Source organism: Leisingera sp. SA215, assembly GCF_055902035.1.
On the sequence record NZ_JBVVXU010000006.1, the window covers coordinates 164,033 to 185,205 of the forward strand.

Annotated in this window: 17 protein-coding genes; 5 read left to right on the plus strand and 12 right to left on the minus strand. The window is 64.4% G+C overall.

Annotated elements, in window-relative coordinates:
• Positions 1–2: 2 nt before the first annotated feature.
• The 8 genes from AC0KW6_RS09040 to AC0KW6_RS09075 all read right to left on the minus strand — a co-directional run bounded on the left by AC0KW6_RS09040 (position 3) and on the right by AC0KW6_RS09075 (position 7,728).
• On the minus strand, positions 3–1,685 hold the full coding sequence (locus AC0KW6_RS09040) for an ABC transporter ATP-binding protein (RefSeq protein ID WP_474034729.1): 1,683 nt from the start codon (positions 1,683–1,685) through the stop codon (positions 3–5).
• Between the two features lie 6 nt (positions 1,686–1,691).
• On the minus strand, positions 1,692–2,765 hold the full coding sequence (locus AC0KW6_RS09045) for an ABC transporter permease (RefSeq protein WP_474034730.1): 1,074 nt from the start codon (positions 2,763–2,765) through the stop codon (positions 1,692–1,694).
• An 81-nt stretch (positions 2,766–2,846) separates the two neighbouring features.
• A complete protein-coding gene (locus AC0KW6_RS09050; RefSeq protein WP_474034731.1) occupies positions 2,847–4,214 on the minus strand; it encodes a CmpA/NrtA family ABC transporter substrate-binding protein in 1,368 nt (455 codons plus the stop codon).
• A gap of 265 nt (positions 4,215–4,479) precedes the next feature.
• Positions 4,480–5,658 carry a CmpA/NrtA family ABC transporter substrate-binding protein gene (locus tag AC0KW6_RS09055; protein ID WP_474034732.1) on the minus strand — a complete coding sequence of 393 codons (1,179 nt, stop codon included), beginning with the start codon at positions 5,656–5,658 and terminating at the stop codon, positions 4,480–4,482.
• Complete coding sequence (locus AC0KW6_RS09060; protein WP_323783963.1) at positions 5,655–6,239, minus strand: ANTAR domain-containing response regulator; 585 nt, start codon at positions 6,237–6,239, stop codon at positions 5,655–5,657. Before AC0KW6_RS09060 ends, AC0KW6_RS09055 begins: the two co-directional genes overlap by 4 nt.
• Positions 6,240–6,298: 59 nt before the next feature.
• A complete protein-coding gene (gene eutH / locus AC0KW6_RS09065) occupies positions 6,299–6,508 on the minus strand; it encodes an ethanolamine utilization protein EutH (RefSeq protein WP_474034753.1) in 210 nt (69 codons plus the stop codon).
• A 101-nt stretch (positions 6,509–6,609) separates the two neighbouring features.
• Entirely contained in the window at positions 6,610–6,951 is a 342-nt protein-coding gene (locus AC0KW6_RS09070; RefSeq protein ID WP_323783966.1) for a zinc ribbon domain-containing protein YjdM, read from the minus strand.
• 318 nt (positions 6,952–7,269) lie between these two features.
• Positions 7,270–7,728 carry an Lrp/AsnC family transcriptional regulator gene (locus tag AC0KW6_RS09075; protein WP_474034733.1) on the minus strand — a complete coding sequence of 153 codons (459 nt, stop codon included), beginning with the start codon at positions 7,726–7,728 and terminating at the stop codon, positions 7,270–7,272.
• Between the two features lie 113 nt (positions 7,729–7,841).
• Between AC0KW6_RS09075 and AC0KW6_RS09080 the strand changes: the two genes are divergently transcribed.
• Both AC0KW6_RS09080 and AC0KW6_RS09085 read left to right on the plus strand, forming a co-directional pair.
• Entirely contained in the window at positions 7,842–9,044 is a 1,203-nt protein-coding gene (locus tag AC0KW6_RS09080) for a methionine gamma-lyase (protein WP_323779539.1), read from the plus strand.
• 10 nt (positions 9,045–9,054) lie between these two features.
• Positions 9,055–11,442 (plus strand): transketolase, encoded by a 2,388-nt coding sequence (locus tag AC0KW6_RS09085; protein WP_474034734.1) that lies wholly within the window; start codon positions 9,055–9,057, stop codon positions 11,440–11,442.
• Positions 11,443–11,481: 39 nt separating this feature from the next.
• Here the strand turns inward: AC0KW6_RS09085 and AC0KW6_RS09090 are convergent, their stop codons facing one another.
• The 4 genes from AC0KW6_RS09090 to AC0KW6_RS09105 form a co-directional block, all read right to left on the minus strand.
• Complete coding sequence (locus tag AC0KW6_RS09090; RefSeq protein ID WP_474034735.1) at positions 11,482–12,240, minus strand: iron ABC transporter ATP-binding protein; 759 nt, start codon at positions 12,238–12,240, stop codon at positions 11,482–11,484.
• On the minus strand, positions 12,237–13,181 hold the full coding sequence (locus AC0KW6_RS09095; protein WP_323779542.1) for an iron chelate uptake ABC transporter family permease subunit: 945 nt from the start codon (positions 13,179–13,181) through the stop codon (positions 12,237–12,239). Before AC0KW6_RS09095 ends, AC0KW6_RS09090 begins: the two co-directional genes overlap by 4 nt.
• Positions 13,174–14,106 (minus strand): ABC transporter permease, encoded by a 933-nt coding sequence (locus tag AC0KW6_RS09100; protein ID WP_323779557.1) that lies wholly within the window; start codon positions 14,104–14,106, stop codon positions 13,174–13,176. The genes AC0KW6_RS09095 and AC0KW6_RS09100 overlap by 8 nt, the downstream gene beginning before the upstream one ends.
• Positions 14,107–14,167: 61 nt before the next feature.
• A complete protein-coding gene (locus AC0KW6_RS09105; RefSeq protein WP_474034736.1) occupies positions 14,168–15,079 on the minus strand; it encodes a siderophore ABC transporter substrate-binding protein in 912 nt (303 codons plus the stop codon).
• A 273-nt stretch (positions 15,080–15,352) separates the two neighbouring features.
• Here AC0KW6_RS09105 and AC0KW6_RS09110 point away from each other — a divergent pair, with 273 nt between their 5' ends.
• The 3 genes from AC0KW6_RS09110 to AC0KW6_RS09120 all read left to right on the plus strand — a co-directional run bounded on the left by AC0KW6_RS09110 (position 15,353) and on the right by AC0KW6_RS09120 (position 21,172).
• Positions 15,353–17,338 carry a TonB-dependent receptor plug domain-containing protein gene (locus AC0KW6_RS09110; protein WP_474034737.1) on the plus strand — a complete coding sequence of 662 codons (1,986 nt, stop codon included), beginning with the start codon at positions 15,353–15,355 and terminating at the stop codon, positions 17,336–17,338.
• Positions 17,339–17,682: 344 nt separating this feature from the next.
• A complete protein-coding gene (locus AC0KW6_RS09115) occupies positions 17,683–19,473 on the plus strand; it encodes an IucA/IucC family protein (RefSeq protein WP_474034738.1) in 1,791 nt (596 codons plus the stop codon).
• Positions 19,460–21,172 carry an IucA/IucC family protein gene (locus AC0KW6_RS09120; protein ID WP_474034739.1) on the plus strand — a complete coding sequence of 571 codons (1,713 nt, stop codon included), beginning with the start codon at positions 19,460–19,462 and terminating at the stop codon, positions 21,170–21,172. Before AC0KW6_RS09115 ends, AC0KW6_RS09120 begins: the two co-directional genes overlap by 14 nt.
• Position 21,173 lies beyond the last annotated feature (1 nt).

Sequence of the window (21,173 nt, forward strand, 5' to 3'; positions counted from 1 at the left end):
TCTCACTCCGCTGCAATCTGGTTGGCGGCTGGTTTGGGCTTGGGTGTCGCGCCGTGTTCGTATTCCTCGAGGAAATCGAGCACCTCCTGCCGGTAGGTATAATAATCCGGATGCTCCAAGAGTGCCTTGCGGGTGCGCGGGCGCGGCAGGCCGACCTCGGTGATCTTGCCGATTGTGGCTTGCGGGCCGTTGGTCATCATCACCACCCGGTCGGCCAGAAGGATCGCCTCATCCACATCGTGGGTGACGCAAATCGCGGTGACCTTGGTGCGGCTCCAGACCTCCATCAGCACCTCCTGCAGCTCCCAGCGGGTCAGACTGTCGAGCATGCCGAAGGGTTCATCGAGCAGCAGCAGCTTGGGCGATAGCGCAAACGCACGGGCAATGCCGACGCGCTGCTGCATACCGTTCGACATGGCCTGCGCGGGCTTGTCCATCGCATCTGCCAGACCGACGCGCTCCAGGTAGTATTCCACCACGTCCTGCCGTTCGGCCTGGCTGGCCCTGGGGTAAACTTTGTCGACGCCAATCGCGCAGTTTTCCCGTGCCGTAAGCCAGGGGAACAGATTGGGCGACTGGAACACCACCGCGCGCTCCGGGTCGGCGCCTTCGACATGGCGGCGGTCGAGTTTAATCGCACCCTTGGAGATCGGGTTCAGCCCGGCGGCCATGGTCAGCACCGTGGATTTGCCGCAGCCGGAATGGCCGATCAAAGAGATGAATTCACCCTTGTTAATCTTGAGATTGAAATCCTCGACCACCGTCAGCGGCCCCTTGGGGGTCGGGTAGATCTTGTGCAGCTGCGAAAAGTCCAGGAAACGCTCCTCGGTCATCGACTTCGAGGCCTGGGCCACGGCCGCAGGCAGCCCGTGGACCGGGATCACATCCGGCAGGGTTCTGGTGCTTTCGATTTTGGCCTCAATCCCTGCATCCATCAGGCAGGAGGTCACCTCCTTCCGCAGGCGCTTGAAGGTCTCGTCGCAGTTCATGGCAGACCGCTCGCGCGGGCGCGGGATGCTTACCTCAAACTCTTCGCCCAGCGTGCCGTCTGGGTTCAGCGCGATGATGCGGTCGGCCAGCAGGATCGCCTCGTCCACGTCATTGGTGATCAGCACGCAGGTCTTCCTGTCCGCCTGCCAGATCATCTCGATCTCATCCGCCAGATTGGCGCGGGTCAGCGCATCCAGCGCCGACAGCGGCTCATCCAGCAAGAGCACTTCCGGGTCCATTGCCAAGGCGCGCGCGACATTGACCCGCTGACGCATGCCGCCCGACAGCTCCGCCGGGCGGCGGTGTGCGGCGTGGCCGAGGCCCACCATTTTCACGTAATGGTCCGCCTTGGCCTCTTTTCCGGCCTTGGGCAGGCCCGGAAAGACCGTGTCCACCGCGAGGGAAACATTGCCGCTCACCGTCAGCCAGGGCATCAGCGAATAACTTTGGAAGATCACACCGCGCTCGCGACCGGGGCCCGTGACCTCCCTGCCCCTGAAGCTGACAGTGCCCTGCGACGGCCTCTCCAGCCCGGCCATCAGATTGATCAGGGTTGTTTTGCCGGTGCCGGAGAAGCCCAGCAGCACCAGAAACTCGCCCTCTTCCACCTGCAGGTTGATGTTGTTCAAAACATCGGTGCGGGCGGTGCCTTCCCCAAAGCTCTTGGAGACATTTTTGAACTCAAGAACACTCATGACGGATCACCTGTTGTTCGAAAAGGTAAACAGCGATTGCAGCGCGTACATCACCCGGTCCAGCAGGAAACCGATGATGCCGATGGTCAGCACCGCGACGATGATCTTGGCCAGCGACTGCGAAGAGCCGTTCTGGAACTCGTCCCAGACGAACTTGCCCAGACCGGGGTTCTGGGCCAGCATTTCGGCTGCAATCAGCACCATCCAGCCGACCCCCAGCGACAGCCGCAGCCCGGTGAAGATCAGCGGCAGGGCCGAGGGCAGCACCAGCTTGGTGATCGTGGTCCAGGTGTTCATTTTCAGAACCTTGGAGACATTGACCAGGTCCTTGTCGATGGAGGCCACTCCCAGCGCGGTATTGATCAGCGTCGGCCACAGCGAACACAGCGTCACGGTGATGGCGGAGACCAGGAACGACTTGGCAAACAGCCCGTCATTGCTGGCATACATCGCCGAGACGATCATCGTCACGATCGGCAGCCAGGCCAGCGGAGACACCGGCTTGAAGATCTGCACCAAGGGGTTGATGGCGGAATTGGCCACCGGCGACAGACCGGCCAGGATGCCCAGCGGGATCGCCACCGCAGAGGCGATCAGGAAGCCGAAGAACACGGTCTGGATCGAGGTCCAGATCTGCTGATAGTAGGACGGCGCGCCGGTATAGGGGATATCTTTCACCCGTTCCGGCTGGCCGCTGTCGATAAAGCGCTGGTTGCGGGCCTCGACCTTTTCGGCATGGGCGCGCTGCTTGACGGCCTTGGCTTGGGCGTCCTGGTGCAGGTTCACCGCCTCGGCCCAGACCGCGGCGGGGCCGGGAATGGCGCCCAGCGAGGTCTGCACCTTGGGCGCCAATGTGCCCCACAGCAGCAGAAAGGCGGCAATGGCGATCACCGGCACCGCCAGCAGGCGCCAGAATTCCTTCATCTGCGCCTTGGGATTGTCGCCCGCGGCGGCTTTCAGAACGGGAGTGATCCAGGCCAGGCCAAAGACCTGAAGCCAGGCATCCAGCTTGTTGATCCGGGTAAACAGCCGCGCGCGGCGGGCTTCGGAGCTGAGCGTGTCGGGGTCGACAGTGGTCATGATGGGATCCTTTTCGGGGAATGCTGTGACAGGGCGGCGGCGCGCTGGCCTTCGCAGGCCGCGCCGCCTGCCCGTCCGGTGTCAGCCCTGAACGGCGCTGCCGACGACGGTCTGCCCGGCTTTCAGGCCGATCGGCAGGCTGTCGATATAGGCGTTGGGGGTTTTGCCATCGAAGGGGATGCCGTCGATGATGTCCTCCGCCGGGGTCGGCGCCTTGTAGCCGTCACTGTCCCAGGGAAAGTCTCCGGCATCGGCAAGCCCTTCATCGACCAGCATTTTTGCGGCTTCCAGATAGATCTCCGGCTTATAGACCGAGCGCGCAACCTCGTCATACCAGCTGTCGGGCTTGGCCTCGTCTATCTGTCCCCAGCGGCGCATCTGGGTCAGGTACCAAACAGCGTCCGAATAGAACGGATAGGTGGCGTTGTAGCGGAAGAACACGTTGAAATCCGGAACGTCGCGCTTGTCGCCCTTCTCGTATTCAAAAGTGCCGGTCATCGAATTGGCGATCACCTCATAGTCCGCCCCGACGTAGTCCGGGCGCGACAGGATCTCCACCGCTTCCGGACGGTTGGCGTTATCGTTTTCATCCAGCCACTGGGCCGCGCGGATCAGCGCCTTGACCACCGCCAGCGTGGTGTTCGGGTTTTCCTCGGCAAACCCGGCGGTGATGCCAAAGACCTTTTCCGGGTTGTTCTTCCACAGCTCGTAATCGGTAACCACCGGAACACCGATACCCTTGAACACCGCCTGCTGGTTCCAGGGCTCGCCCACGCAGTAGCCGGAGATCGTACCCGCCTCCAATGTCGCAGGCATCTGCGGCGGCGGCGTCACCGACAGGAACGCCTCGGCGCCGATCTGGCCGGTCACATTATCGGGGGAGTAATAGCCGGGGTTGATACCGCCCGCTGCCAGCCAGTAACGCAACTCATAGTTGTGAGTGGAGACCGGGAACACCATGCCCATGTTGAAGGGCTTGCCCTTGGCGTTGAAGTCTTTGATCACCGGCTTCAGATATGAGGCGGAGATCGGATGTGCGATCTTGCCATCCGCGTCAGTCGGCAGGTTCGGCTTCATCATCTCCCAGACCTCATTGGACAGGGTGATACCGTTGCCGTTCAGGTCCATCGAAAACGGTGTGACGATATGGGCCTCGGTGCCGTAGCCGATAGTAGCGGCCAGCGGCTGGCCTGCCAGCATATGGGCACCATCCAGGGTGCCGCCGATCACGCCATCCAGCAGAACCTTCCAGTTCGCTTGCGCTTCGAGGGTAACAAACAGCCCCTCATCATCGAAAAAGCCTTGCTCATAAGCCACCGCCAGCGGCGCCATATCCGTCAGCTTGATGAAGCCAAAGGTCAGCACGTCCTTTTCTAGCTCCAGGGTTGCGGCCAGCGCCGGTCCGGTCAGGGCGGTCGAGGCTGCAAGCGCCAGTATCAATCTTTTCATCGGGTTGGTTCCTTTTCCTAGCTGCGTCCGGCCCATGGGGGCGGAACAGAAAAAGCCGCTGACACGCACCGCCGGGAGGAGTGGCGGTGGGTCGAGCGGCTTTGCTCAGTGAAACCCGTTCTTCGGGAAAATTCTCAGTCAGGCTCCGTTGCCTGGCTGAGTTCAGACTGTCGGAAGCGCCGGAAAGCGCCAATGGTTTCTTTGCTGCTGCAGCAATTAATTCTGCATTGCAGCGTCGCGCGCCGGATTGCTGCCTGATTTTTCATCAGGCCTCGGCCTGGGGATCAAAAACCCGGCCATCAAAGAACCGGTTCTGCAACAGGCTGACCGCTTCCGATTCCCCCGCTGCCAGCAGCAGGCCGCTGATCGCGCCTTCCAGTTTCGAAGAGGCGCCGGGCAAGTCGGCGCCGGTCCCGCGCAGGGCGTTGCGGTACAGATCGCTGCGGAATACCTGTCCGGCCTTTGCAAGTGCCGTCTCGCGGTCCAGGCCGTTCCGTTGTGCGAGCTGCAAGGCAATCCATTGCGCCTGGCTGCGCCAGGGGAAGCCTGCGGCGCCGTCATGAAAGCCGATGAATCCGGGCGTTTCGCGCTGCAGGCCCTGAGGTGTGACCGTGAATTTTCCCGACAGCGCGCGCTCGATGATTTCGGCGGGCAGATCAAGATACCGCCGCGCGGACAGGATTTCAGCCGCCAGCCCGCGGGAGGCGGGATCGGCCAGCCAGCGGCCAGCGCGCCAGAGCGCCCGGATGAGGCGGCTGGACAGGTCCGGTTCGGCTTCTGCCCAGGCGCCGCGGACGGCCAGCACCTTTTCCGGCGCAAAGGACCAGATCGCCCGGCCGGGCAACAGCAGCGCGCCTGCGCCCTGTTCAACTGCCATGGATCCCCAGGGTTCACCAACGCAGAAGGCGTCGATTTCGCCGTTGCGGACGGCCTCGGCCATCAGCGGCGGCGGGACCGTGCGGATGCCGATGTCCCGGGGTGTGTCCGGCCCCAGCCCATTCAGCCAGTATGTCAGCAGTTCGGCATGCATGGAAAAGGGAAACGGGACGCCAATTCGCAGGTCCGGGCCGGCCGCCGCAATCAGGGCCTCCCCGGCGGACACGGCGTCATGAAAGCAGAACCTGTACCCCGCATCGGCCATCCTGCGGGCCAAGCTGCTGCTGACACCAACGACGGTGCCATTGACAGACAGCACCGACAGCACCGACAAGGGCGCGCTGACACCCCCAAGGCCAAGCGCCGCAGCAATCGGCACCGGGGCGAGCATCTGGGCGGCGTCCACTTGGCCAAAAGCCAGCATGTCCCGCAGCGACGACCAGGAGGGCGCGGGGTGCAGTTCCAGAATCAGCCGTTCTTCAGCAGCAAAGCCCATTTCCTGCGCGGCAATCAGCGGCGCCGCATCGGTCAGCGGCACATAGCCGGCAGGGATCCGTGTCGTGCTCATGCCAGCAGCCCTGCCGCGGTGACCAGCGCCTGCGCCACGTCCGCGACGCGCTTGTTCTGGTCCATCGCGGCCTTGCGCAGCAGCGCATAGGCTTCATCTTCGCCGATGCCGCGGGCCTTCATGACCATGCCTTTGGCGCGGTCGATGACCTTGCGCTCTTCCAGGGCGCGCTTGGCCTCGGCGAGCTCTGTGCGCATCCGCTGAAACAGCCGGAACCGGGCGATCGCGGCGTCCAGAACCGGCTTCAGCCGGGCGGGCTGCAGCCCGTCGACGACATAAGCCGAGACACCAGCCTCCACCGCGGCAGCAGACAGCCCGTCCTCGCTGCGATCGACAAACATGGCCACCGGCCGTTGCTTGGGGCCGGATGCCAGCGTCAGTTCCTCCAGCACGTCGCGCGAGGGATTTGCGATATCGATGAGGACAACATCCGGGTCACGAACCTGTATCTGGCGCGCCAGGCCTGAAGGTTCCGAGATGACCTGAATGTCGAAATCCCCGGCTTGCCGCAGCCCGTCCACAATCATGAAGGCGCGTTCGCGGTCTGTTTCGACAACAACAATGGACAGGGCATCGGGCATGCGGCGGAGCATGAGAAAGGAGGAAGAAGTCTGTAAAGGCCACTGATGCGGTGTGATTTTCAGATAACGTGCTTGCGCCGGAAATTTAAGCGAACAGCCCGATCTTTTGGCTTGGAAAAGAAAGAAACTGGCGGCGGCCTACTAGAGACTGCCTGAAGTTTGCAAAGGGTGCCTGCCGAAGACAGCCCGAACCATGAGCCGGCCTTCTGCATCGGTTTCTGCAGAAAACGGTTCAGCATCCACACCATGGGGAAAGCACCGCACAGCATGATGCCGGTATAGCCCGCAATCTCCAAGGCCCATCCAGGCCTCGCCGACGATGTGAACCTGCGTGACGCGGGCCATCAGGCGGCCTCGGGCGGCAAGGGTCTTAGCCGGTCACTTTCTTCACAAATTGCGACTTCAGGCCAATCGGGCCGACTCCCGGCACCTTGCAATCAATATCATGATCGCCATCCACCAGCCGGATGCCCCGCACCTTGGTGCCAACCTTAATGACCGAGGACGTCCCCTTCAGCTTCAAATCCTTGATGACCGTCACCGTGTCGCCGTCCGCCAGCAGGTTGCCGACGCTGTCGCGCACTTCGGCGGTCGTGTCGCCAGCAGCCACCGCCGCCCATTCATGGGCGCATTCGGGGCAGATCAGCAGCGCGTCCAGCTGATAGGTATAGGCAGAGGCGCATTCGGGGCACGGAGGCAAAGTGTCAGTCATGCCTGCTCCAATAACCCGTTGGCCGGGCTCTGGCCAGCCAGAGATTACCCGCTGTCCTCAAGCCGCCTGCAGCCAGTCCCCCGGCGAGGTTGCTGCGCAGATCGATGACAGGGATTCACTTAGCGGTTCCTGCCGGTTGACAAGCCGCTGAATAACACTGCCTTGCGGAACGCTTTCCCCGCGTATGATGTATTTTGCGAGCGCGAAGGGCCGTGGCACTGCTCTTGAACCGGCTGCGCGCCTCATGCGGCGAGCAGCATCGGCAATCTGGCCGGATTTCATGCAATCATCGCGGGGGTGAACCCGGCGCGCCCGGGTTCATTCGGTCAACGGAAAGACGGCAATGCGTTTGACGGTGCTGTAGACAAAACTGGTGTCGATCGATGCGATGCCGCCGATCGGGTGAATGCGGTGGCGGATGAAATTCTCATAGGCTTCCAGATCAGGCACCAGAACGCGCAACTGGTAGTCCATTGCGCCGGTCAAAACGTGGCATTCCAGCACTTCCTCGATCATTTGCATCCGCCGTTCGAAATTCTGAACATCGGTTTCGTTATGCCGTTCCAGCCGGATGCGGACAAAGACCGTGATCGCCAATCCGCAGGCAGCAGCATCCGCATCCGCGCTGTAGCCTCGGATAATCCCCTTGGCCTCCAGGTTCCGGACCCGCCGCAGGCAGGGCGACGGGGACAGGCTGACCGCGTCGGCAAGCTCCTGGTTTGTCATCCGCCCGTCCTGCTGCAGGGCGCGGATGATTTGTCTGTCCTTGGCGTCCATGCAGCCCCCTGTTGGCAGTATCTGCCAATTTGCCTGCACATTGAAGCACAGTTCGCAATCACTTGCCACAACTTCTGGCGTATTATGGCTGAAATCAGATTGAGGAGACAGCCATGACCCGCCCCAACGGCTTTGCCACCCGCGCCATTCACCACGCCTATGATCCGCAGGACCACGAGGGCGCGCTGACGCCGCCTTTGCACCTTACCTCGACCTTTGCGTTTGAGACCGCCGAGGCGGGCGGCGAGATGTTCGCGGGGGAGCGCGCGGGCCATATTTACAGCCGCATCTCAAACCCGACCTGCGATCTGCTGGAGCAGCGCATCGCCACGCTGGAGGGGGCGGAAGCAGGCCTGGCGCTGGCCAGCGGCATGGGGGCGGTGACCGCTGTGCTGTGGACGCTGCTGTCGCCGGGGGACGAGGTCATCGTCGACAAGACGCTTTACGGCTGCACCTTTGCCTTTATGCGCCACGGGCTGGCAAAATGGGGCGTCACCATCACCCATGTCGACATGAGCGATCTGGACAACCTGCGCCAGGCAGTCACCAGCAAGACCCGGGTGGTCTATTTCGAAACGCCGGCCAATCCCAACATGCGGCTGGTCGATATCGCCGCCGCGGCCGGGATCGCCCATGCTGCCGGCGCCCAGCTGGTGGTCGACAACACCTATTCCACCCCGTATCTGACCCGCCCGATTGAACTGGGCGCTGATATCGTGCTGCATTCCGCCACCAAATACCTTGGCGGTCATGGCGATGTGGTGGCCGGGCTGGTTGCAGGCCGCGCCGAGCAGATCTCCGAAATCCGGCTGGTCGGCATGAAAGACATGACCGGCGCGGTGATGGCGCCGTTCAATGCGATGCTGATCCTGCGCGGGCTGAAGACGCTGAACCTGCGGATGGACCGCCACTGCGCCTCGGCCGGGGTGGTTGCAGACTACCTGGCCGCCCATCCGGCTATCCGCACGGTGCATTTCCCAGGCCTCAAAAGCTTCCCTCAGCATGACGTGGCAGAACGCCAGATGGACCAGCCGGGCGCGATGATCGCGTTTGAGGTTGACGGCGGCCTGCCCGGCGGCATCGCCCTGATGAACGGTCTGCAGATGATCCAGCGCGCGGTGTCCCTGGGTGATGCGGAAACCCTGATCCAGCACCCCGCCTCGATGACCCATTCGACCTACACGCCGGAAGAGCGCGCCGAACATGGGATCAGCGACGGGCTGATCCGCCTGTCCGTCGGCCTGGAAGAGGTTGAGGACATTCTGGCTGATCTGGAGCAGGCCCTGCCCGCCCCGGTGCAGCACGCCGCCGAATAAGGAGACCGCCATGCGTCCGGCCCTGCCCCATCTGAAAACCATTGAACAGCGGCTGTTGTGGCTGTCACATTGGATGATCCACAATGCCAATCACATCCGCCCCAATCCGGACGGGATCAAAGTGGGCGGGCATCAGGCCTCCTCGGCCTCGATGGTGTCGATCATGACGGCGCTGTATTTCTCGGCGCTGCGGCCCGAGGACCGGGTCGCCGTCAAACCCCATGCCGCGCCGGTGTTCCATGCGATGCAGTATCTGATGGGCAATCAGACCCGCGAAAAAATGGAAAACTTCCGCGGCTTTGGCGGGGTGCAAAGCTATCCCAGCCGCACCAAGGACATTGACGATGTGGATTTCTCCACCGGCTCGGTCGGGCTGGGTGTCGGCATCACCGCGCTGGCCTCGATTGTGCAGGATTTCATCGCCGCCAAGGACTGGGGCGCGGAGACCAGGCTGGGCCGCATGGTGGCGCTGGCAGGCGACGCGGAACTGGACGAGGGCAATATCTACGAGGTGCTGCAGGAGGGTTGGAAAAACGGTCTGCGCAACACCTGGTGGATCATCGACTACAACCGCCAGTCGTTGGACGGGATCGTCCGCGAGGGCTTGTTCGAGCGCATTGAAAAGGTCTTTGACGCCTTTGGCTGGGATGTTGTGAAGGTCAAATACGGGGCGCTGCAGCGTGCCGCGTTCGAGGAGCCGGGCGGGGACGCCCTGCGCGCCTGGATCGACGCCTGCCCGAACCAGGAATATTCGGCGCTGACCTATATGGGCGGCGCGGTCTGGCGGCGGCGGCTGCTGGATGATCTGGGCGATCAGGGCACGGTCACCGCGCTGATTGAGGGCCGCGATGATGCGGAACTGGCGGCGCTGATGGAAAACCTCGGCGGCAACTGCGTGGAAACCATGGCAGAGGCCTTTGCCGCCATTGATCACAACCGCCCGGTCTGCTTCCTGGCCTATACGGTCAAGGGCTGGGGCACGCCGATTGCCGGTCACAAGGACAACCATGGCGGACTGATGACCAAGGCGCAGATGGCGGACTGGCAGACCCATATGGGGGTGCCCGAAGGCCGGGAATGGGATCCTTTCGCCACCGTTGCGGATGTGCCTGCACTGCAGGCCTTTCTGGGCCAGGTGCCGTTTTTTGCCCAAGGCCCGCGCCGCTATTCCGAGGCACCGCTGACCGTGCCGCCCGTGACATTCGAGACATCGCGCGAAATCTCGACGCAGGCCGCCTTTGGCAAGATCCTTGATGATCTGGCGCGGGGCGGCAGCGCGCTGGCCTCGCGGATCATGACCACCTCGCCGGATGTGACCGGCACAACCGGGCTGGGGCCTTGGGTGAACCGGCGCAAACTGTTCGCCCGCGAGGCCCAGGCGGATGCCTTTATCGAGCACCGCATTCCCTCGACCGCCAAGTGGAACTTTGCCCCCGAGGGCCAGCATCTGGAACTGGGCATCGCCGAGATGAACCTGTTCCTGCTGCTGGGGGCAGCGGGGCTGGCGCACAGCCTCTGGGGCAAGCGGGTGATCCCGGTCGGCACGGTCTATGACCCCTTTGTCTGCCGCGGTCTCGATGCGCTGAACTATGCCTGCTACCAGGATGCGCGCTTCATGATCGCTGGCACCCCTTCCGGCGTGACCCTGGCGCCCGAGGGCGGCGCCCATCAATCCATCAGCACGCCGCTGATCGGGATGAGCCAGGACGGGCTGGCCGCCTTTGAACCCGCCTTTGCCGATGAACTGGCGGTGATCATGGAATGGGCCTTTGGCTATTTGCAGCGGGAGGGCGAGGGCGACCCGGATGAACGCACCTGGCTCCGGGATGAGACCGGCGGATCGGTCTATTTGCGGCTCAGCACAAAACCGCTGGAGCAGCCCGGTAAACGCGCCGATGATGATTTCCGCCAAGGCGCCATCGACGGTGCCTACTGGCTGCGCAAGCCCGGACCCAATTGTTCGGTTGTGATCGCCTATCAGGGCGCGGTCGCGGATGAGGCGATTGCCGCCGCCGGCCTGATCGGCGAAGTGCGGCGGGATGCCGGCGTGCTGGCCGTCACCTCGGCGGACCGTCTGAACGCAGGCTGGACCGCCGCCCAGCGGGAGCGCGCCCGCGGCAATCCGGCTGCCCTCTCGCATATCGAACAGCTGCTGCGGGATCTGCCTGCGCATTGCACCCTGGTCACCGTGATCGACGGCCATCCGGCCACCCTCGCCTGGCTTGGCGCGGTGGCAGGGCACAGGACAGTGCCGCACGGGGTGGAGCATTTTGGCCAGACCGGGACGATCGGGGATCTCTCCCGCCATTTCCGGATCGACCGGCAGGCAATCGTCAATTCCATTGACGGTCTTACAGCGGGCCGCAAGGCGGCGCTGATGCCGGCCAATCCCGGCTGACACGGGTCAAACGGCCCGCCGCGGCGCCTGCCTCCGCCCTTAACGGTGGTATTGCGCAACCGGCAGGCCGCCGATCCGGGTCAGGGCCACCGGTGTCTGATACAGCGCCGTCAGGCTGGCGGCGCTGGCGGCCTCATCCACCGGGCCCTGAAAAGCGATCCGGCCGTCCTTCAGCGCCACCACGTGATCGGACCAGCTGATCGCATAGTTGAGGTCATGCACCACAATCACGATGCCTTTGCCGCGCTCTTCGACCAGGCGGCGCAGCTGCGCCATCAGGTTGCGGGCGTGGTGCAGGTCCAGGTTGTTCAAAGGCTCGTCCAGCAGCAGCCAATCGGTGTCCTGGGCATAGGCCATGGCGATAAAGGCCCGCTGGCGCTGGCCGCCTGACAGCTCATCCAGGAACCGCTGCTGCAGCGGGGCAAGGCCGAACAGTTCTGTTGCATCCCCGATTGCCGCGTGATCCGCTGCCGTCAGCCGCCCCTGGCTGTGGGGCCAGCGGCCGAAACCGATCAGATCCTTGACCCGGACCCGGCTGGCCACGGTCAGGTTCTGGGCCACAACCGCCATCTTACGCGCCAGCCGGCCGGGGGCGATCCGGGCCGCGTCCATACCGTCCAGGCTGATGCAGCCGCGGCTCGGGGTCAGCTGCTGCGCGATCAGGTTCAGCAGGGTCGATTTGCCTGCGCCATTGGGGCCGATCAGGGCGGTGACACGGCCTGCGGGGATCTCCGCATCAATCCCGTCCAGAATAGGCTTCGCGCCATGGCCATAGCTCAGGCCGGATACTGTAATCACCGGATTTTCCCCCTTGTCAGCAAATATATGAACAGCAGGCCGCCGCAGAACTCGATGACAACGGCCAGGGTGGATTGCAGCCTCAGAATGCGTTCGAACACGGTCTGGCCCGCAACCAGGATAAGCGCGGAAATCAGCGCCGCGGCCGGCAGCAGCAGCGCATGGCGGTGGGTCCGCATCAGGCTGTGCGCCAGGCTGGTCACCAACAGCCCCAGAAAGGCAACCGGCCCGGCCAGCGCCGTCGACACCGAGACCAGCGCGGCAATGATGCACAGCACCTTCAGCTGCAGCCGGTCATGGCCCACACCCAGGCTGCGCGCCGTGTCCCGGCCAAGCGCAGCCACATCCAGCACCGCATGATTGCGCCAGAGCCACCAGAACGCCAGCAGCATCAGCCCCAGCGCCATAACCAGGGCCTCGCGGTCGATGCTGCCGAACTGTGCGAACATCCTGGTCTGCACGATCGAGAATTCGGACGGGTCCATCAGCCGCTGAAGAAAGGCGGTGATGGTCCGGAACATCAGGCCCAGCACCACGCCGGTCAGCACCATCAGCTGAATGTCGTGACGGGTCCGGCGCAGCACGCTGGTGAACAACAGCAGCGCCGCGCCCATCATCACCGCGGCGTCGAGCACAAACCCCGCCAGGGGCGGGATCCGGCTGCTGCCGGCAATTCCCAGCCCGGCAACCAGCCCGGTCTGCAGCAGCAGGAACAGCGCATCGAACCCCATGAAGGCGGGCGTCAGAATGCGGTTGCGGCTGATCGTCTGCAGCAGCACCGTTGCCACCCCCACGGCGGCCCCGACCGACAGCAGCCCCGCCAGCTTGACCATCCGCAGCTCCAGGATATAGGCCATCGGCCCGCGCAACCCCCAGAACAGGAACAGCGCCGCCGCTGCCGCCAGCACACAGCCAAGGCCCAGGATCCGCCGGTCAGCCATGCGCTCGCCGCCCCAGCAGCATGTACAGGAACACCGCGGCACCAAAGAGACCGAAAACAGTCCCGGCGGGGATCTCGTAAGGGTAGCGGAGCAGCCGCCCCAGAATATCGCAGAGCAGCAGCAGCCCGGCCCCGGTTGCCGCGACCGCCGGCAGGCTGGCCCGCAGATTGTCGCCCATGATGCGTGAGACCAGATTGGGCACCACCAGCCCGACGAAGGGCAGCATGCCAACGGTCACGATCACCAGAGCCGACACCAGCGAAACGGTGACAATGCCGAACCCCAGCACCTGCCCGTAGCGCAGCCCCAGGTTCAGGCTGACAGCCCGCCCCAGACCCGCAATGGTGAATTGATCGGCGGCGAAATAAGACAGCAGCGCCAGCCCCCCGGCCAGCCAAAGCAGCTCGTAGCGCCCCGCCAGAATGCCGGAGAACTCGCCGCTCATCCAGATGCCAAGGTATTGCAGCAGATCGGTCTGAATGGCGATGAAACTTGCACAGGCCATCAGCACCCCGCCGTAAACCAGCCCGGCCAGCGGGATCAGCAGCGGCTGCTCCGGCGGAATGCGGCGGGACAGCAGGATGAACAGCACCGTGCCCGCCAGGGCCGACGCCGAGGCCGCCAGCATCTTGCCGAACAGGGGCATCGCGGGGGTCAGCAGCGTCACCGCAAGCAATCCCAGCATGGCGGCTTCATTGGTGCCGGTGGTGCCGGGTTCGACGAATTTGTTGCGCACCAGCAACTGCATGATGACACCCGCCACCGCCATCGCAGCACCGGTCAGCAGCACCGCCACGGTGCGGGGAATGCGGCTGACCGCCAGCAGCTGCAGCGCTTGCGGATCGCTCAGCAGGGCGCCGGGATGCAGCGGGCTGGCACCCACAAACAGGCTGATCCCGCCCAGCAGGCACAGCAGCAGAGCCATCAGAACCAGCGGGCGGCGGCCCGCGGCACCGCGGCGGCCGCCGCTGTCCAGGGCGGCCGGATCAGCCACCGGCCGCAAACCCTGCCAGAATCTCCTCCAGCGTCGCGGTCATCGCCTGAATGCCGCCGCCGGCCACATAGACGTTGGCAGCATCCAGATAGACCACCTGCTGCCGGCGCCAGGCCGTGGTGCCCGCCACCAGCGCGTTATCAAGGGTGACCGCCGCCGCCTGATTGCCCTGGCCGATCGCCGCGGCCCGGTCGATGATGATCAGCCAGTCGGGGTCCGCCGCGGCAATGAACTCAAACGAGACCGCCTCGCCGTGGGTCTGCGCCTCGACGCTTGCAACCGCCTCCGGCAGGTCCAGCGCGGTGTGCAGCCAGCCGAACCGCGACCCGGCGCCGTAGACCGACACTTTGGGGCCGTTGGTCATCAGGATCATCGCCTTGCCGCGGCCCGCAACGGCGGCTCTGGCCCGCTCCAGCTTGGCGGTGAACGCCGCTTCCAGATCCGCCGCCCGTTCCTCCTGCCCGGTCAGGCGGCCATAGCTGCGCAGCCGTGCCAGCGATTGCCCAATGTGGTCTTCGCCCCAGATCGTCATGTCGATGGCTGGCGCGATCCCGGCCAGCGCCGCAACCTGGGCCGAGGACCGCCCGCCCGCAATGATCAGATCCGGGGCCAGCATGGCAATGGCCTCGTAATCCGGCTCAAACAGGGTGCCCACCGGCGCGGCCTTGTCCTGCAGATCCTGCAGGTGGCGGGCATAAAGCTGCGACGGCACCCCGGCTATGGGCGCCTGCAGGGCGTCCAGCGTGTCCGCAGCAGCGGCATCCAGAACGACGATTTTCTGCGGCGGCCCAGGCAGCTCTACCGCGCCGCGCGCGGTGTCGATGGCAATGCCTTGCGCCTGCGCTGCGCCGCACAGGGCAACAGCAATTGATGCAGCCAGCTGCACGATCTTCCGATGGGCCATTTTCTATCCTGCTGAGATGGAAATTGGCTGGCGGGGCTGGCTTGCTCAAAATCGAGAGGGGCTTACCGGCCCGCGCGGCAAAAGTCCAGCCATGCCGCTGGATCCCCTGCCGCCACCCGCAGGCCGCGCAAAAATGCAACATCAGCATATTAACGGCAAATCTCCCCGGCAGGGGCTTGCAGCTGCGGCGATTGCTTCTTATCAGACCCCAGCCTTTGCAAGGCCAGCCAGGATTCAACCCAAGCTATCAGCTCTTAGAACACGGGTTTTATCATGGCACGAACTTCCAACATCCGCCTGTCAGGGCTGCTGTGCAGCACCGCTCTGACTCTCATCTCCGCCCCGGCAGCCTTTGCAGAAGACGACGGCGTGCTGTCGCTGGACCCGATCACCGTCAAACAGCGCGACCCCGCAGGCAACGCCGCCGACCGCGCCACATCGATCTATGTCGCCGACGCCGAGATCGAACGCGCCGCGATGGGCGACCTCAAGGACCTGTTTGCCGGCATCGCCTCGGTCTCTGTCGGCGGCGGCATTCCAATCGCGCAGAAAATCTTCGTCAACGGAGTCGACATGCTGAACCTCGCGGTGCAGGTGGATGGCGTGTCGCAGAACAACCGCACCTTCCACCACGTCAGCGCCAATGCCTTTGACCCCGGCCTGATGAAATCGGTCCGCGTCGATCCCGGCGTTGCCCCCGCCGATGCCGGCCCGCGCGCGCTGGCGGGCCGGGTGGTAATGGAAACCATCGACGCCGAAGACATCCTGGAAGACGGCGAAACCTCCGGCGGCCGCTCCCGCCTGTCCTATTCCAGCAACGGCGGTACCGCCCAGGGGTCGCTGACCCTGGCAGGCCGCAGCGGCGGCTTTGAAATCCTCGGCTACGCCAAGCGCGCAACCGGCGATAACTACAAAGACGGCGACGGCAACGAGGTCACGGGATCTGCCGCGAACCTCACCGCAGGCCTGTTGAAATTCGCCTATGAGGGCGAACAGGGCGACCGGATCGAACTGTCGCTGCAAGAGGCGCAGGACAATGAAATCCGCAATTTCCAGCCGAACTTCGGCTCCAGCCCCCGCGGTTTCGCTCCCTATTTCACCCGCCGCCGCATCGCTTCGCTGCGCTATGAAAGCGGCAATGAAACCGGCCTTTGGGACCCTTCGGCAACCTTTGGTTTCTCTGAAATCAATGTTGACCGCCCCTCCGATCCGTTCGGGGATTCCACATCCACCAGCTCGAACACCTACGCGCTGACGCTGCAGAACGATTTCCACCTGTCCGACAGCAACACGATCACGGCCGGCGTCGACTATCAGATCCGCGAAAGCGCGGTGAACGCCACCTGGGTCAACGGGCTGACCGGGGAGGAAAGCAAGAACCTGGGCGTCTTCGCCCAGGCCCGGCTTGAACCCGCCAGCCGCCTCAGCGTTTCTGCCGGCCTCCGCTATGACTGGCAGGACTTCACAGGCCAGGACTTTGCCCAGACCGGCACGTCTTTTACCGCCTCCCCCTCCGGGGCAAGCGGCAACCTGTCGCTGGTCTATGACGTGACCGATGCCTTGTCCCTGCGGGCCGGGTATTCGAACGTCTTCGGCGGCATCGACCTCGAAGACAACTTTCTGTTTTATCAGGCCTGGGACTATTCCGCCCTGCAATCTTCACGCGCCGAAAACATCATCGTCGGCGCCGACTGGCAGCGCGGCAACTGGACCCTGGGCGGCGAGCTGTTCAAAACCGGTATCGACAACGTCCGCGGCGTCTCCGGGGCCGGTGCTGTCGCCGGCAGCGATTTCGAAAGCAAAGGCTTCAACCTGGCCGCAACCTATGGCTGGGACAGCGGCTTTGCCCGTTTCACCATGAACAACAGCGACGTCGAATTCAACGGCGCGCCGGCCGAAAGCTTCTTCCTGGTCGACTCGGGCACCCCGATCGGCAAGGTGCTGGCCTTCGAGGTGCAACAGGAAATCCCAAGCATGAACCTGCTGGTCGGCGGCAGCGTCGAGGCGGCGCTATCGAACGACAACGGTGTCTATGAAACCTACACCCAAAAGCAGGAAAGCTATCAGGTTCTGAACCTCTTTGCCGAATACAGCCCGCCGTCGCTTGGCAACGTCACCATCCGGGCGGCCATCGACAACGTGTTCGACACCCAATACGCCGACCGGGCCACCTATGGCACCGAATACTCCGCCTCGACGATCAACACGATCAAGGAGCCGGGCCGCAATATCTCGGTTGTTGCCACACTTAAGTTCTAAGCAACTGCAGGGGCGCCTGCCGTGGCGCCCCTGCCTCGGATTCCCGTCATGCGCGGTCTTCTGCCGGGCACCGTAAATCCTTCGTATTTTTAGCAGAACCCGCTTCCCAGCCTGTCGGAATCCGATTAAAAAAGCGGTGTGAAACCAACCTCACAACAGGCGCCCTGCCTTTCACCGGCGCCGCTCAGCAGCCAGCCTTCCCGCTAGTTCATGTCGAAACAGACCCGGTTGACCTGAATGCCCGGCCCCCGCCAGGCGTCAGCCCGCCGCGGCACGGCTACGGGAAAATCCTGGACCATGCGACCTGCCTTTCCTTCCATCACGTCCCTGCGGGGCTGCCCGCGATGAGTTTTCAGCAGCCCCTTCCGCCCGGCGCCTGCGGCCAGGCCGCATCCCAGGCCGCATCCCAGGCCGCGTCCTTGCAGGCGCTGCTGAATGGTTTCCTGCGGGAAATCATGCCGGACAATGTCAGCCCCGGCCGCCCGGTGGACATCCCGCTCAGCCACATCCCCGCCCGGCTGCGTGTGGCGGTCGTGTACCACTCCCGGACCGGGCCGCATCAATTCGGAGCGGCGCAGATCCGCTTCGCCGCCTCCCCCGCCTGGCAGGCGGCAGCGCCGGTGCAGGTGATCACCCTGATCGCGCAGGAATGCTTCTCGCGCCTGAACAGCCGCGATCCGGGCAAACTGCCGGAGTTCCTGCGCGGCATCTTCAACAGCAATGCCCAGATCGAAACCATCCTGCGCCGCAATGCCGGCCTGCCCGAGCCGGATGGTTTTCTGGCCGCCGAGCAGGCCCTGTCCTATGGCCACTGGCTGCACCCCACCCCCAAAAGCCGCGACGGGCTGACCGGCTGGCAGCAGGCGGCATATGCCCCCGAATACGCAGGCCGGTTCCCGCTCACCTTCTTTGCGGCGGATAAAACCATCGTCTCACAGGGCGCCGCCCAGGACGGAAAACGGGGCGCCGCTGCGGACTTGGTTGATCAGATCCCCGGCATCGCCGGGGCGTTCCAGTTGCAAGCCCATGAAATCCTGATCCCCGCGCACCCGCTGCAGGCCCAGGCACTGCGGCTGGATCCGGCAGTGCAGGCGCTTCTGACCGCCGGCAGATTGCGCGATCTGGGCGCGGCAGGCGGCGATTTTGCCGCCACCTCCTCGGTCCGTACGGTCTATGCGCCGGATTGCCCCTGGATGCTGAAATTCTCCATTCCCGTGCGGCTGACAAACTCCTTGCGCGTGACCCTGCGCAACGAGCTGGAGGTGGGCGTCTCAATGGCCCGGCTGCTGCACAGGCTCGGGTTCGCCGAGACCAGCCCGCGCTTTCAAATCATTGACGATCCGGCCTATCTGACCGTGGACCTGCCCGGCCGCCGCGAAAGCGGGTTCGAGGTGATCTTCCGACAGAACCCCTTTACCGGCGCGCAGGGCAAAGGCGTCTATAATCTTGCCGCGCTGACCGCAGACCCCCTGCCCGGCCGCACCGCCCTGCTGACCGGTATCATCACCCGGCTGGCAGCCGCACGCGGCGAACCCCGGGCCAAGACCGCCCGGATCTGGTTTGATGCCTATCTCGACTGCATGCTGGACCCGGTTCTGGCGCTCTACGACCGGCATGGCATCGCATTGGAGGCGCATCAGCAGAACAGCCTGCTGGATCTCGGCACCGGCCTGCCGTCGCGTGCCTATTACCGCGACAACCAGGGCTATTTCATCACCCGGGACGCCTATCCGCGGCTCAGTGCGCTGGAACCCTCGCTGGCGGGCCAGCCGGTGCTGGTCTTCTCTGAGGACCACATCAATGAACGGCTGGCCTATTACCTGATCGTCAATCAGCTGTTTGCGGTGATCCGCCGCCTGGGCTGCGACGGGGTGGCAGAGGAAGCCGCCCTGCTGCTGCAACTGCGCCGCCGCCTGACCGCAGCCGCCGGCCGCTTCACCGGCGCCGCCGCCGGGTTTGCCCGCTATCTGCTGACCGCCCCGGCCCTGGCCGCCAAGGCCAACCTGCTGACCCGCGTCCACAATATGGACGAGCTGGAGACCGACACCCAGGAAGGCCTGTTCCTGCAGATCAAGAACCCCATCGCCGCCTGCCTGCCGCAGCCCGCACAGGAGCATGCCGATGTCCTTGTATGAACACCGCTTTGCCGGCACTGCACCGCGCGTCCTGCGCCAGCTGTGCGAAGCCCTGCTCAGCGAAGGCTGGGCCGCATCGCTGCACAGCGGGCGCGGAGGGATGCTGCGCTGGTCGCTCAGGGGCACTCAGTTCCGCGCCCTTGGCCGCCGCGGCGCTTTTGACCGCTACCGCCTGCAGGACGCCAGTATCGAGGTTTATGACAGCACCGGATGGCGCCCCGCTGGTACCGGTGACGTGCTGGCAGCCGCGGCGGACCCCTCGCCCGCGATGGAAATCCTGCGCGCCGATCTGGCCCGCACCGAACAACTCAGCGATCTCAATGCACAGCAGATCCCGCCGATGACCGGGCGCCGCAGGCTGACGGTTTCCGCTCTGGAAACCGCCCTGCACGAGGGCCACCCATACCACCCGTGTTTCAAAGCCCGCAGCGGGTTCTCGGACGCCGATCACCTGGCCTATGGGCCCGAAGCAGGCCGGACCTTCCGGCTGGCCGGGGTTCTGTTCCACCACAGTCTGGTGCAGCAGTCCCTGCCGGATAAAGACTTCTGGCCGCAGGAGCTGGGCCGCCGCGAATGGGACCGCATCACCGCGCTGGCAGACCTGCAGAACGCGCCGCTGCAGGATTTCCGCCTGCTGCCGCTGCACCCCTGGCAAGCCGCCAGGCTGCAGGACGAACCGCTGTTTCAGGACTGGCGCCGCACTGGCCGGGCGGTGCAGATCGGCCCGACCGGCGAACCCTGCCGCGCCACCCAGTCGGTGCGCACCCTGATGAATGCAGACACCCCGCAGCGCGCCCATGTCAAAACCGCGATGGCCATGCGCAACACCTCCGCGCTGCGCACCCTCGCGCCGGAGTCGGTCGCTGTGGCCCCGGCCATCTCCAAATGGCTGGCCGATGTGCTGGACAGCGATCCCCTGTTTATCAGCCGCTACCCGCTGACGATCCTGCCGGAATACGCCGCCATCACCGCCGGCCGCGGCACCGTTCTGGACGGGCATCTGGCCGCGATCTGGCGCCAAAGCCCGGAGTCCCTCGGCCTGCCCGCGGACAGCATGATGCCCTTCAACGGCCTTGCCCTGACCGAGCCTGACGGCAGCCCGCTGATCGCCCCGTGGATTGAAAAACACGGGCTGGAGGCCTGGGTCGATCAGCTCATCGAGGTTACCGTTCTGCCGGTCTGGCATCTGCTAATCGCCCATGGCATCGGGCTGGAGGCGCATGGCCAGAACCTGATCCTGCATCACGAAAACGGCTGGCCCGCCGGCCTGATTGCCCGCGATTTCCACGAAAGCCTTGAATACCTGCCAAAGCTGCTTTCGCGCCCGGATCTCTGCCCAGATCTAGCCCAAATCGACCCGGCCTATGCGGATGCGCCGCTGGACCAATTCCACCGGATGTCCAGCGCAGAGGAGCTGCGCTGGCTGGTGATGGACACGCTGTTCGTGTTCAACCTCGCCGACCTCTCGGACCTGCTGCAGCGCCGTTACGGCCTGGCCGAAACCGCATTCTGGCGCCGGGTCCGGGCACGCCTTGACCGGTATGCCGCCGAGCACGGGCTGGAGACCCGCCAGGCTGCGCTGGCGCCCTTTGCGCCGCAGATCCACGCCGAAAGCCTCATCACCCGGAAAATCGATCCCGGCCGGCCGCTGTACCGCCATCTGATCGCCAATGCCCTGGCCCCTGCAAAGGACTGCTGAC

What these genes read in the sequence shown, in the direction of transcription:
- AC0KW6_RS09040 (WP_474034729.1), bottom strand. Translation starts at nt 1,685, where the DNA reads ATGAGTGTTCTTGAGTTCAAAAATGTCTCCAAGAGCTTTGGGGAAGGC.
- AC0KW6_RS09045 (WP_474034730.1), bottom strand. Translation starts at nt 2,765, where the DNA reads ATGACCACTGTCGACCCCGACACGCTCAGCTCCGAAGCCCGCCGCGCG.
- AC0KW6_RS09050 (WP_474034731.1), bottom strand. Translation starts at nt 4,214, where the DNA reads ATGAAAAGATTGATACTGGCGCTTGCAGCCTCGACCGCCCTGACCGGA.
- AC0KW6_RS09055 (WP_474034732.1), bottom strand. Translation starts at nt 5,658, where the DNA reads ATGAGCACGACACGGATCCCTGCCGGCTATGTGCCGCTGACCGATGCG.
- AC0KW6_RS09060 (WP_323783963.1), bottom strand. Translation starts at nt 6,239, where the DNA reads ATGCCCGATGCCCTGTCCATTGTTGTTGTCGAAACAGACCGCGAACGC.
- eutH (WP_474034753.1), bottom strand. Translation starts at nt 6,508, where the DNA reads ATGCTGTGCGGTGCTTTCCCCATGGTGTGGATGCTGAACCGTTTTCTG.
- AC0KW6_RS09070 (WP_323783966.1), bottom strand. Translation starts at nt 6,951, where the DNA reads ATGACTGACACTTTGCCTCCGTGCCCCGAATGCGCCTCTGCCTATACC.
- AC0KW6_RS09075 (WP_474034733.1), bottom strand. Translation starts at nt 7,728, where the DNA reads ATGGACGCCAAGGACAGACAAATCATCCGCGCCCTGCAGCAGGACGGG.
- AC0KW6_RS09080 (WP_323779539.1), top strand. Translation starts at nt 7,842, where the DNA reads ATGACCCGCCCCAACGGCTTTGCCACCCGCGCCATTCACCACGCCTAT.
- AC0KW6_RS09085 (WP_474034734.1), top strand. Translation starts at nt 9,055, where the DNA reads ATGCGTCCGGCCCTGCCCCATCTGAAAACCATTGAACAGCGGCTGTTG.
- AC0KW6_RS09095 (WP_323779542.1), bottom strand. Translation starts at nt 13,181, where the DNA reads ATGGCTGACCGGCGGATCCTGGGCCTTGGCTGTGTGCTGGCGGCAGCG.
- AC0KW6_RS09100 (WP_323779557.1), bottom strand. Translation starts at nt 14,106, where the DNA reads ATGGCTCTGCTGCTGTGCCTGCTGGGCGGGATCAGCCTGTTTGTGGGT.
- AC0KW6_RS09105 (WP_474034736.1), bottom strand. Translation starts at nt 15,079, where the DNA reads ATGGCCCATCGGAAGATCGTGCAGCTGGCTGCATCAATTGCTGTTGCC.
- AC0KW6_RS09110 (WP_474034737.1), top strand. Translation starts at nt 15,353, where the DNA reads ATGGCACGAACTTCCAACATCCGCCTGTCAGGGCTGCTGTGCAGCACC.
- AC0KW6_RS09115 (WP_474034738.1), top strand. Translation starts at nt 17,683, where the DNA reads ATGAGTTTTCAGCAGCCCCTTCCGCCCGGCGCCTGCGGCCAGGCCGCA.
- AC0KW6_RS09120 (WP_474034739.1), top strand. Translation starts at nt 19,460, where the DNA reads ATGTCCTTGTATGAACACCGCTTTGCCGGCACTGCACCGCGCGTCCTG.